Annotated in this window: 5 protein-coding genes; all 5 read right to left on the bottom strand. The window is 51.1% G+C overall.

Features of this window, described 5'->3' with window-relative positions:
* Positions 1-26: 26 nt before the first annotated feature.
* Positions 27-3,299: a SusC/RagA family TonB-linked outer membrane protein gene (locus tag C8N40_RS03070; RefSeq protein WP_108210294.1), complete on the bottom strand. Its 3,273-nt coding sequence runs from the start codon at positions 3,297-3,299 to the stop codon at positions 27-29.
* An 828-nt stretch (positions 3,300-4,127) separates the two neighbouring features.
* Entirely contained in the window at positions 4,128-5,564 is a 1,437-nt protein-coding gene (locus C8N40_RS03065; protein WP_108210293.1) for a SusD/RagB family nutrient-binding outer membrane lipoprotein, read from the bottom strand.
* Between the two features lie 10 nt (positions 5,565-5,574).
* Positions 5,575-8,820 carry a SusC/RagA family TonB-linked outer membrane protein gene (locus tag C8N40_RS03060; RefSeq protein ID WP_170114004.1) on the bottom strand — a complete coding sequence of 1,082 codons (3,246 nt, stop codon included), beginning with the start codon at positions 8,818-8,820 and terminating at the stop codon, positions 5,575-5,577.
* 704 nt (positions 8,821-9,524) lie between these two features.
* Positions 9,525-11,678: a ferrous iron transport protein B gene (gene feoB / locus C8N40_RS03055; protein ID WP_108210292.1), complete on the bottom strand. Its 2,154-nt coding sequence runs from the start codon at positions 11,676-11,678 to the stop codon at positions 9,525-9,527.
* An 8-nt stretch (positions 11,679-11,686) separates the two neighbouring features.
* Entirely contained in the window at positions 11,687-11,890 is a 204-nt protein-coding gene (locus tag C8N40_RS03050) for a FeoA family protein (RefSeq protein WP_092105016.1), read from the bottom strand.
* Between the last annotated feature and the right edge of the window lie 186 nt (positions 11,891-12,076).

Here is a 12,076-nt window from a genome sequence, read left to right as displayed (position 1 = left end):
GTTTTTTCTTCATCTCTCAAGTAATTTTAGAATGTCAACCTAACATTTACACCATAGCTTCTTGTACCTGGCAACTGGCTGTTCTCCCCGAAGGTGTTGGAAAGCTCAGACGGGTCCCAACGGTGTCTGTTATCATCAGATACAGACATCAGCCACAGGTTTCTGCCTACCACGCCAATTGAAGCACCTTTGATCACATTGTTTTTCAGCAGGTTGTTCTTTAAAGCATTCGTAAGGTCATAAGACAGGCTCACGTCTCTGAGTTTAATGAAGCTGGCATCGTGAATGAACGGCTCTGCAATGGTATTGGCCTGGAACTGCATGTTGTAGTCCATCGCATCTACATACATGTCTACCGGCGCACCGTCAGCGGCCACACCCACTACGTGTACACCGCCACCGTCCGCAACAGCATCGCGCACGTTGTTGCCTTTATCGTTCAGCTCGGCTGTCTCCTCTGTCAGACCGGAGTACCGTCCCCATTGCTCTGTGAGGGAGAAGAATTTACCACCTTTCTGGAAGTCTACGGCGGCAACCAGCGTAAGCCCCTTAAAGCTCATCCTGTTTACCACACCACCGGTAAAGTCTGGCAGAACGCTGCCAAAGTATTGGTTCGAAACGGTTTCGTGCAAGCCTGTCTCAGGGTTCAGGATGAACCTGCCCTGATCGTCTCTTGCAAAGCCTTTGCCTCTCAGCTGGCCCCAGTTGTTGCCCAACTCATGCACTACCGTCACGAAAGCCCAATCATCGCTGCCACCAGGAGCATTGATCGCATCCAGGCCTTCGGGGAGAGCATCTACAGTAGTTCTGTTTCTGGCATAGTTCACGAGCAGGTTCCAGTTAAATCCGCTCTCTGACTTGAAGATATCACCGTCTACAGCGATTTCCACGCCTCTTCTTGAGGATTCACCGGCATTTGTGAGGTATGTTTGATAACCTGAGGCACTTGAAATACTTACCGGGATAATTTCATTCTTTCTGTTCTCATCATAATAAGTGAAGCTTGCCCCAACCCTGTTATTAATAAACCTTACATCAAAACCTGCTTCAAACGAGGTATTAGTTGCCGGCTCGATATTTGGGTCTACTAATTCGGTTGGCGTATAAACCAGCAGGTTGGAACCCTGGAACGGCTGAGGACCCAGGCCATAGATTGGGTTGATACGGAGGGCTGCCACGTCGTTACCTACCTGCGCCCAGCCAGCTCTTAACTTACCAAAAGAAAGCGGCTCGAAGTCCAGTACCTCTGAGAAGATAAAGCTCGCGCCAATACCTGGGTACTTATAGCCATTCTTATCGGAAGGCAGGGCAGAGCTCCAGTCTTGTCTGAGGCTGGCATCTAAGTATAACATGTCCTTATATCCCAGGGAAGCGTTACCGTAGATACTGTTCACCTGCTTCTCATAGATATAAGTCTGTGGTGTCGGCACGATGCCTGCGTTCGGGAAGGTATACACATCCGGGATAATCAATCCGCCTGTGTTAGCGTCAGCCGTCATTTGAGCAGAGAAGCGGCTATACTTATCCTTTCTAATGTTACCACCGATAAAGGCGCTCACATCGAAATCACCGAAGCGGTTCTCATAGCGCAGGAAGGAGCTGAAGTTATTCTCAGACTGGTTGAACTCATACCTGCCGAAGCTATTGATCCATGGGTTGTAAAGGTCCGGTGCGGCTGAGTTGGCCAGGAAAGAAGGGAAGTAGTTTTCGTACTTGTAATCAGTAACATTCCTGGAGGCTGTTGCTGACAGAGACCAGTGGTCGGTGAAGTTGTACGTAGCCGTCATGCTACCTGTCAGGTTGTCGTTAGATCTGATCTGCTTGTAACGGTCGAGGAAAGTATACGGGTTGAACCAGAAGGCAGGCTTTTTAAAGCCACCACCATAGTAAGCATAGTAGTCAGGGCCCCACCAGTTCCAGGAAGCAGAATAGCCATCCGGCGTAGTCAGGTCTTTTAACTCCCGCATGATATCCGTGTTTACCTCTCTGGCAAACCAGGAGTTAAAGGAACCGGTTGTCTGGTTAGAATAACCATCCTCTTGGTCACCGTTGATCTCCGAGGTAGTATAGCGAATGTTAGCATCTACGTGGAGTTTTTCTGTGGCGTTGAAACCGAAGTTAGCGTTAACGAAATGCTTCTTCAGGTCTGTGAAAGGCGTGATGCCCTTCTGATCCAGATTTGTATAGGACAAGCGGGCGTTATACTTCTCACCGCCGCCGCTGATGGCAACGGAGTTTTTCAGCGTTACGCCAGTATCGTAGAAGTTTTTAATGTTGTCAGGCTGTGCCTCATACTTGGCTGTTTTACCGAAATATGGGTTAGGGTTTTCTGCGGTTCCAGGCCACCAGGCATACCATGGCACATACTCCTGTCCGTCGAATTTTGGTCCCCAGCTTTCGTCAGCATAGTTATTGTCCCACAGGAAGTGACGCTTTCCATTGAATACCTGCCACTCGGCTGGGTGCGCTTCTGGGTCGAACTCAAATGGCCCAAAAGAGGCGTCCCCTTCATAGCCTCTGCCGTACAGGTTCTGGTATTTAGGCAGGTAGCCCACCTTGTCCCAGGTGGTGGAGTTGGTAAGTTCCACGGATAGTGCTCCGGAGCCTTTCTTGGTGGTGATAACAATCACACCTGCCTCTGCACGCTGGCCGTAGAGCGAGGTGGCGTTCGGCCCCTTCAGCACGTTCACAGACTCTACGTTGTTCATGTCGATGTCGTTCGGGTCCGGCGTAGGCACACCATCCACGATGTAGAGCGGATCGCTATCGCTGGTCAGCGATATGGCTCCCCTGATACGGATCTTACCGAACTGACCGAGTTTGGAACCAGCCTGACCGTTAATCTGTACGCCCGCTACCTTACCAGCAAGGGCATCTTTTACGTTGATACCCTGCGTGATATTCAGGTCTTCAGCCTCAACCTGTTGCGTGGCATACGTAACAGTCCGTTCTTCTCTTTTGATACCCAAGGCAGTTACCACAACCTCCTGTAACTGCTCAGAGTCAGTTGCAAGAGCAACGTTAACTGTGCTAGCATTGCCAATGGGCCGCTCTACGGTGCTATAACCGATAAAGCGGAAAACCAGGGTATTGCTTCCTTCAGGCACATTGATGGTATAAGATCCGTCTACACCAGACGTCGTACCTACTGAAGTACCCTTAACGATAACAGCCACGCCTGGCAGCGGCTGACTGGTAGCGGCATCCGTCACCCTACCGGTAATAGCCCTTACCTGTGCCATGGCCTGGTGCAACAGGGCCGTCACAAGCAAGAGGCTCAGAAATAGAATTTTCTTCATTGTGTTTTAGTTTAAAGTGAGAGTTAAAGTTTGATATAAGTCAAAACAGGGCTGCGGAAGCTTCATAGGATAGCCTAAGGGCAAGGCTACGCCACGCTAACTACAAAAGCATTGGTAACCTTTGCAGCAGCCGCATGCCAGCAACTCCGAAACAGGCGCAAACTCCCCTACACGCGAATATGCGGGGCAGCAGCTACACTTTTTTCAGGAGGCAGCGATTATGACGTTTTTAATAGAATGGATGGAGGTTGCCCAAAGCACCGCGAGGGTGGGGCAAGAATGAGTAAAGTGTTAATCATAAAAATTTTGTTTAGGTGAGATGATTCAACAAGTTTATTAAAAAGCAACTATAATCACAAAACTATTATTTACTTTTTTCAATATTCTATCCCTGCATTTATACTTATTGAAGCGTAAAAACCAAAACATCTGGCTGATTGTCAAGAAACAACAAGACGTGTGTTTTAGTAATTATTTGATAACACTATAACTATTCAGTTCCGGGGAGCAGCATCTTGGCAGAGTATGGCCTGTACCTGTCGCACCTCAGGACTTAGTCTACGCAGAAACTGAAGTTTGGATAACTTAAATATTTAACTATCTAATATAAACTATAAATGTGCAGCGCAGTTGCGTGTCAAATCATTAGAGACCTGCCGGTTATAATTTTAAAACAAGTACATCACAGCTCCAGATTTTTCTGCAGTGCGTTATGCTGGAAGGCAGCTCGCTTTCCCTCTGGGCTATTGCCATAAAAAAGGCTCCCGGGTGACGGGAGCCTTTCCTCAATGAAGAAGCCTATTACTTCTCTTCAACCAATCTATCCTGTTACTGAACGTCCCAGAAAAGTCGGGTACTTGCCTCATCTCCACCAATGGCAGAGGCTGCAGCGGAACGGTTCTCAGGATTAAGCGTTTGCTCATTGATAGGGTAGATCAGTCGCTTTGGAATTGTCAGAGCAGCGGCTCCCGAAATAGCCGGAGGCTGTAAGTCCGGCGCATCCAATCTTCGCCATTCCAGCCAGGCATCAAAACCACGGTTATAGAGCGCGATCCACTTCTGTGTTCCAATCTTCTGCCGCCAGTCGCCAGGAGCTGAAGTATAGCTTACCCCAGGCTGAGCCAGGTAAGCATCGGCTTCTGCCTCTGACCGGCCCCAGTAAGTAATGGACGCGGTTATAGCGCTATTATAGTGCTCCTCTGCTGTTCCTGGCACACTAAAGCCTCTCTCCACGGCCTCTGCCAGCAAGAACTCAACTTCTGAATAGTCCAGCAGCAGTGACTCAAAAGTGGGGTCGGCAATCTTCTCGCTCACCGTCGAGAAGTCCGTGTAGACGTTTTCGAAGCCGTACACCCCGCCAATAAACTCGCCGTCCACATCAGTAAAGTACTCCGGCCTTCTGGGGTCATCGAGCGCGTTCATGACGTCAACCAGCGTGTTGGCGGCGACATAATCCTCCCTGGATGTAAAGGGGCCCAGCACGTTGTCAGAGATAGGGTTATTGTTGGGGGGCGCACTCAGATAAGGGAAAACGGCGTTGTCATCGTTGCTCGTAAACACGTTGGGCGCCGCCTCTTCCACAAGCGTTCTGGCTTGTCCCGGATCCACATCGGCTATCACCATGCCCATTTTCAGCTTCAGCGAATTGCCAAACTTTAGCCACTGGTCCATATCTCCGTTGTAAAAAACGTCCCCTGCCTGGAATCCCGAAGCTGCAGGGTCTACATGCCCGATGGCGGTGTTAAGGCGAGAGATAAGGTCGTTGAATATTGCCTGGTCATCATCATAAGCGGGCAAAGCGTTCGTCGGATCTAGCGCCTCTGTATAAGGGACATCTCCCCAGGTGGTCACTATCACAAACCAGGTATACACCTCCATCATCTCTATTTGCGCCAGCTGGTTATTCTTCTCCTCGGCTTCCAGGAACTGGTCCTCGGTTACCAGCCTTTTGGCCTCCTTAAGGTCTGCCAGCACATCCCTGTACAGCTCCTGCCACATGTTCTGCGGGATCAGGCGGGAAGTCATGTTGTACCTTGGCTCATCCAGGTACTGGGTAGACGTCCAGTGCTGCACATAGAATCTGTAGTTGTTGAAGTTCACGTTAGGCGTGGTCAACGCATCCGACAGGCTCAGAACCGCATTGGTGAACAGCGTGGCAGGTGGTGCCTCTGACGTTCGCTTCGGGTCTACGTTATAATCATCTAAATCATCTACGCATGATGCTACCAGCACCATGGAGAGCAGGCATATAAGAATCTTTTTCATCTTCCGTTGCTTAAAAACTTAATCTCACATTAAATCCGTAGGTTTTGATGGCCGGGTAGGCACCACTCTGATAGCCCCTGCCTGCGTTTCCGGAACTAATACCCTCTTCCGGATCAGAGTACTTCATGTTCTTGTGGATGATCCACAGGTTACGGCCAATCAGCTGCAGGTCTACTCCCTTAATAAAGCCGATATTCTCGACCAGCGCCTGGGGCAGGGCATAGGATAGGGCCAGCTCCCTCAGCTTCACAAAGCTTCCGTCGAACACGTACCAGGAACGTGGTGCTCCCGCATAGTTATTGGCCGCATAGCCGAAGGGGGTCAAGCCGTTACCGTCCTGGTTCTCTGCATACACGTCATTGGGGCTGCCATCTTCCTTCACCCCCGACAGGAGTATACCACCGCCCTGCGCCACAGGCAGTCGCGACGGGTTACCTTTGTCGTTGAGGCCCGCTGTATGCGGATACAAGCCGGTGGCCTCTCCGTACCACTGGTCCAGCGAGAAGATATCGCCGCCTTGGCGGATATCAACCAGGAAAGCCAGTGTTATCCCCTTTACAGTAAGGGAGTTGTTCACCCCTCCCAGCCAATCGGGGTTCGGGTCGCCAATAATGTTGTTGGCCCCGGGCGTAGTCAGGTAGTAACCGTTTGAGTTAACTGTTCTCTGCCCGTTTGTATAGACAAAGTCGTTGCCTCGGATAATGCCATAGGGCTCCCCTACGGCAGCATTGAGCGAAACACCACCCTGGAAGTTTTGCAGCGGGATGTTCTGCACGTCCTCAAACAGGCTCAACACCTCGTTTCTGTTGCGCGAGAAGTTGAGGTTCACGGTCCAGGTGATATCCGGGGTATTGACAGGCGTTACAAACGCCGCCACCTCGATACCTTTGTTCTCCACTTCACCGGCATTCACAAAGCGTTGGGTGTAGCCGGATGCCGCAGTAGTGCTCACAGGTATGATCTGATCCACCGTTTTGGAAGTATACCAGGTAAAGTCGAACCCGAACAACCCGTTGAAGAACTCCGCCTCCAGACCTGCTTCAAAGCTCTTCGACCTCTCGGGCTTCAGGTTTTCGTTGTTCTTGATATCCGGGAGCGAGAAGAGCGGAATATTTCCGTAGCCAGTGGGTTTGTCGTATACATCCCGCACACTCAGCGCCGGTGCGTCGTTACCCACCTCGGCATAGTTGGCCCGGATTTTACCGTGTGTCAGCCACTCCAGCTCGAGTAAGTTCGAGAAAACAACGTTTGCCGCTATGGCTGGGTAGAAGAAAGAGTTGTCTCCTTCGGGCAGGGTAGTCGATTTGTCCCTACGGCCTGAGAGCTCCACAAACACCATTTCCTTATAACCAACGTTCGCGCTGGCAAAAATACCATCAACCCCAATGCGCTCACCTTCCTCATAAGGAGGGGTAGGTGGGTTAGCCGAGTTCGACAAGGCATACAAACGGGGCACCACCAGGCCACCGTTCGTGGTTGCCCTGATAGAGCTCATGCGGCTCCTGCGCAGGTTGGCACCCAAAAGACCCGTAAAGCTGATATCCTCTGAGAAGTTCTTGTTGAAGTTTGCCAGCAGGTCGAAGTTAGACTCGTTGAAGTCCCGGTTAAACCTGGCGTACTGGCTCACATCGGCACTGCCTATAGCCACGCGTTCTTCCTGTAAGTCCGTTGTTGTGTTAAAAGCGGCCCTGCCCACCAGGTTAAACCAGTCTGTAAACTTATAGGTGGCTGTAACATAGCCAAAGAAGTTGTCCCGGCTGTCGTTCGAGTAGTTCTCGTACCGTGACCAGTAAGGGTTATCGGTGTAGATAGGGCCCGTGTTGCTGCTGTTCCAGTTCCAGGTGATGTTCTGGCGGTTTCTGAAGTAAGCGTCCCGCTGCTCATCAATATCCACGTTGGTTTGCCACCACTGCCTGAAGGCCTGGTTGGGGTTACGGCCGTTATAGCCTGTGCCATACCTACCCACCGCTACTGTGCGCGAATAGTTAGCGGAGGCACCCACAATCAGCTTATCCGTAGCGTCATAGGACCCGTTGAAGTTGAACAAATCTTTATCGATGGTACTGTTTGGCAGGTTACCCTTGATATCGTTGCGGGTATAGCCCAGGTTAAAGGTAGTCCGGTCGCCGCCGCCGCTTACTACTATACTTTGGTTGGAGTTAACGCCTGTCTCGTAGAAGCTGCTCGGGTCATTTTCAGCCGCCACCCAGGGTCTTGTTTGGCCAAAGTTTGGATGGAAAGGGTCAATGGCGTCCCACTGGTATACTTGCAGGTTAGGGTCGAAGCGGGGACCATAGGAAGCGTCGTCCTGGAACCTGACAACCGGAGCTTCTCCGCTACCCAGGTCCTGTGGGGTACGGAAGCCCTGAAAATAGCCGGCGCCGTACTCTTTCTGGTAGCGGATGAAGGTACTTTTATCTATCTCACTCCATGTAACACCGCTGTTCACAACAATGTTCAGGCTGTTTTTGCGGCCCTTCTTGGTGGTAATCATGATTACGCCGTTAGCCGCACGGGAGCCATACAAGGCCGTTGCCGCCGCGCCTTTCAGCACGTTCACCGATTCGATGTTATCGGGGTTAAGGTCCGCTGCAGCGTTGCCCCAGTCGGTACCGACACCGCCAGCCTGCTGGTTGCCAAAGTCAGGGTTCTGCTGAGCTGTTCGGACGTTTGTGTTGTTGTTGGCATTGCTTACCGGCACGCCGTCTATTACAAACAGCGCCTGGTTGTTACCAGTAATAGAGGAGTAACCTCGGATCACCACGTTGGTAGAGCCGCCCATGGTGTTGTTCGATCTAATATCGAGGCCAGCCACCTTGCCTGAGAGCGTGTTTACGAAGTCGGCAGACCTTGTTCGGGTAATCTGCGCACCGCTAACCTCTTGCGCTGAATAGGCCAGCTCGTTTCTGGTGCGCTCAATACCCAAGGCGGTTACCACCACCTCCTGCAGTTGCTCTGCATCTGTAGCCAGGGCCACGTCAATGGTAGAGGCGTTGCCAATAGTGCGATCTACACTTTGGTATCCAATAAAACTGAAACTCAGAGTGTTGCTGCCTTCGGGCACGTTCAGGGAATAGGTACCGTCTCCGGAGGTAGCCGTACCCACGGTGGTACCCTTCACCAAAACAGTAACGCCCGGCAGCGGCTGGTTGGTAGCAGCGTCCGTTACCCTACCGGTAACAGTTCTTCCCTGCGCCAGGCCCTGGTGTAGCAAGACCGTCATGAGCAGGAAAGTCAGTAATATAATTTTCTTCATTGTGTTAGTACTTTAGGTTTAGTGAGAGTTCAGTGCTTAAGACTGAGTGACAGAAGAATACACAAGACAGAGAAGCAACTGCAGAACGCCATGCTAGGCCAAGGCTTATTAAAAAGGTATAGGCGGACTGGATTACAGAAAGGTGGCAGTGGCAAAAGCAGGCATCACCTCTTGCGGCAGCACAAACACCCTGTGTTACATGCTTCCGAGCTTAATCCTTATATATGGTTATACTTTTACTTTATTACTTTATGGAATTGAACCGGTAGAACCCGGGCTCAGTCGTAATGGAGCGTAAAATTCAGTATCATAACAACTGTAGCTTAAATAAAATATTATAATAGTACAAAAACATAACAACCAAAATTATCTCCCGCCTAAAGGCCGGTAACGGGGTGTCCAATGCGCCGGAAGCCACAATATTAACTATATGATAATCAATATCTTAAAATACATTCATCTGCAAATAAAGGTCATATTTCTTTGCAGAGGCATTTTCCTCCAGAGCACCATTAAATTGGCAAAATCATATAAATATTATACGAAAACGAAGAAATATCAGGTAACAATGGGTAGATATTAAAGCAGCTGCAGAGGCATGAACTGACGGAAGGCAAACAATCTATATTGAAAAAGTATAAAAGCAGCGAAGCCTGGAAGAATATCCCCCAGGCTTCGCTGCTTTTATACTTTTGTGCGTAAGGCTAACGCAGTAGTTGGTAGGTGATAAAGGCCATCACATAGGCCAGGCCGCTCATGTAAACCAGTTGCGCTGCAGGCCAGGTCCAGCTCTTGGTTTCGCGGCGCACAATGGCCAGGGTGCTTACGCACTGCATCGCGAACAGGTAGAAGATCATGAGCGAGAAACTCCGTGCCGGAGAGAAGAAAGGCTCCCCGTTATCATCCTTCACCGTGGCGAGCTTCTCTTTGATGGTGGTTACGTTTTCTTCCTCGCCTATACTATAGATGGTGGACATGGTACCCACAAACACCTCGCGGGCCGCAAAAGAGGTAAGCAGCGCAATGCCAATCTTCCAGTCGTAGCCCAGGGGCTTTATAACAGGCTCTATAGCCTGCCCGAACCTGCCGGCGTAGGACATCTCCAGTTGGTGCGAGGCTATTCTGACTTCGGTCTCTTCCTCGGTTAGGCCCTCATTCTGTGCCTCCACAAGCGCTTGCTGCTCGGCACGCTCGAAGCTATCGCCCGGGCCGTAGGAGGCCAGTACCCAAAGTATAATGGAGATGGCCACGATGATTTTACCGGCCTCAAACACAAAGGCCTTTACTTTCTCCACTATCGTCAGGCCCACATTCTTCCAGCGCGGCATTTTGTAGGTCGGGAACTCCATGATGAAGTAGCTGCGCTCGCGGGCTTTGAGGATAACCTTCAGGAGCCAGGCAGAAAGTACTGCCGCCACAAAGCCAATCAGGTAAAGCGCCATGAGCACAAGGCCCTGCAGGTTCAGGAACCCGAAGTAGTATACTTCCGGCACCACCAGCGCAATCAGCACCGTGTACACCGGGATACGGGCCGAGCAGCTCATCAGCGGTGTCACGAAGATGGTAATCATCCGGTCCTTCCAGTTCTCAATGGTCCGCGCAGACATCACAGCCGGCACAGCACAGGCTACCCCTGAGATCAGCGGCACCACACTTTTACCGTTCAGACCGAACTTGCGCATCACCTTGTCCATCATAAAGGTTACGCGGGCCATGTAGCCGGTCTCCTCCAGGATGGCGATAAAGGCGAAAAGGATGGCAATCTGCGGTATAAATATCAGCACGCCGCCCAGTCCGGCAATAACGCCTTCGGTTAGCAGGTTGATAAGCGGCCCCTCAAAGTTGCTCTGGATCAGCGCATTCAGGTTGGCAATACCCAGGTCTATGAGATCCATCGGGTAGCTGGCCCAGGCAAAGATGGCCTGGAAGATAAGGAAGAGCAAGCCGAAGAAAATGAGGTAGCCGTACACCTTGTGCGTCAGGATCTGGTCGAGGCGGTTGCTGAACTTCTCGTCCTTGTCGGCTTTCTCCACGCGCACCACATCCAGCAGGAGCTCGTTGATGCGGGTATAGCGGGCAATCGTTTCCTCTGCCTGGCGGGTGTTCGATTTAAAGCCTGCGCTCTCCAGTTGTTCGCCCATCCAGGCCACGTCCTCTTCCTTCAGGAATTTAAGGCTCTTGTAAAGGTGCGCGTACTGCAAGGCCAGGTAATCGTTGCTAAGGCCGAAGCGGGACTTTATACTTTGGAGCAGCGGCTGAAGGTCGGAAGGCAAAGTATAGAAAGCCTTCTGCGGCGCAGTCAGCTGCTGCGTCATCACAATCTTCAGGGCCGCCACGCCGGCTCCTTTTCGGGCGTTCATCGGGATAACGGGCACCCCCAGCTCGCGCTGCAGCGCCTCCATGTCAATCTTTACGCCTTCCTGCTCGGCCACGTCCACCATGTTCAGGGCCAGCACCGCCGGCAGCTGCAGGTCGGCCAGCTGCGTGAACAGCAGCAGGTTTCGCTTCAGGTTAGAGGCGTCTGCGGTAACAACAATCAGGTCAGGAGATTGCTTGGAGGCTGGATCATGGAGCAAGTCAGTTATCACCCGCTCATCCAGCGACTTGGGGTAAAGGCTGTAAGATCCCGGCAGATCTATGATTTCGGCCCTGATGGAAGGCGTAAGCTGTATAAAGCCCGATTTCTTATCTACTGTAACCCCCGGAAAGTTGCCAACCTTTTGGTTAAGGCCGGTAAGCTGATTGAACAACGATGTCTTGCCGGAGTTAGGATTACCAATAAGGGCAATTTTCACTTCTGCCGGCTTGGCGATCTTCCGCCCTGCCGGTTTAATCTCAGGTTGGGTAGCTACAGTCATGTTAAGGTCTACGGCTTGAGTAAAATAGTCTCTGCTTCATCTAGGCGCAGGGAGAGCGTATAGTCGTTCACGATGATGGTGATCGGGTCGCCGAGAGGGGCACGGCTGTTCATTTTGATTTCTGCACCGGGTATACAACCCATTTCAAGCAGTTTCAGGCCCATTTCAGGGTCATTCAGGCTAGAGATCACGCCACGCTCGCCTATCTCCATGTCGCGCACCGATCTGCGCACCGCTTGTTTTTCTGCCTTATGTTCCACCTCTATTCGCTCTTTATTTAGACTGTTTATAAACAACTGCAAGTTACGAGGTGTTCAACTTTAAAGCAAAAGAAATAGGAATTTGAGCCGTCCGCAAAGCTAAATTCTGAAAATGAGGCAGTTATTTCCTGAAAGCGT

Origin of the sequence: Pontibacter mucosus (assembly GCF_003054055.1) — a bacterium.
Classification (GTDB): Bacteria; Bacteroidota; Bacteroidia; order Cytophagales; family Hymenobacteraceae; genus Pontibacter; species Pontibacter mucosus.
Note: the sequence above shows the minus strand (reverse complement) of the source record. Positions and strands in the feature narration are given on the sequence as shown.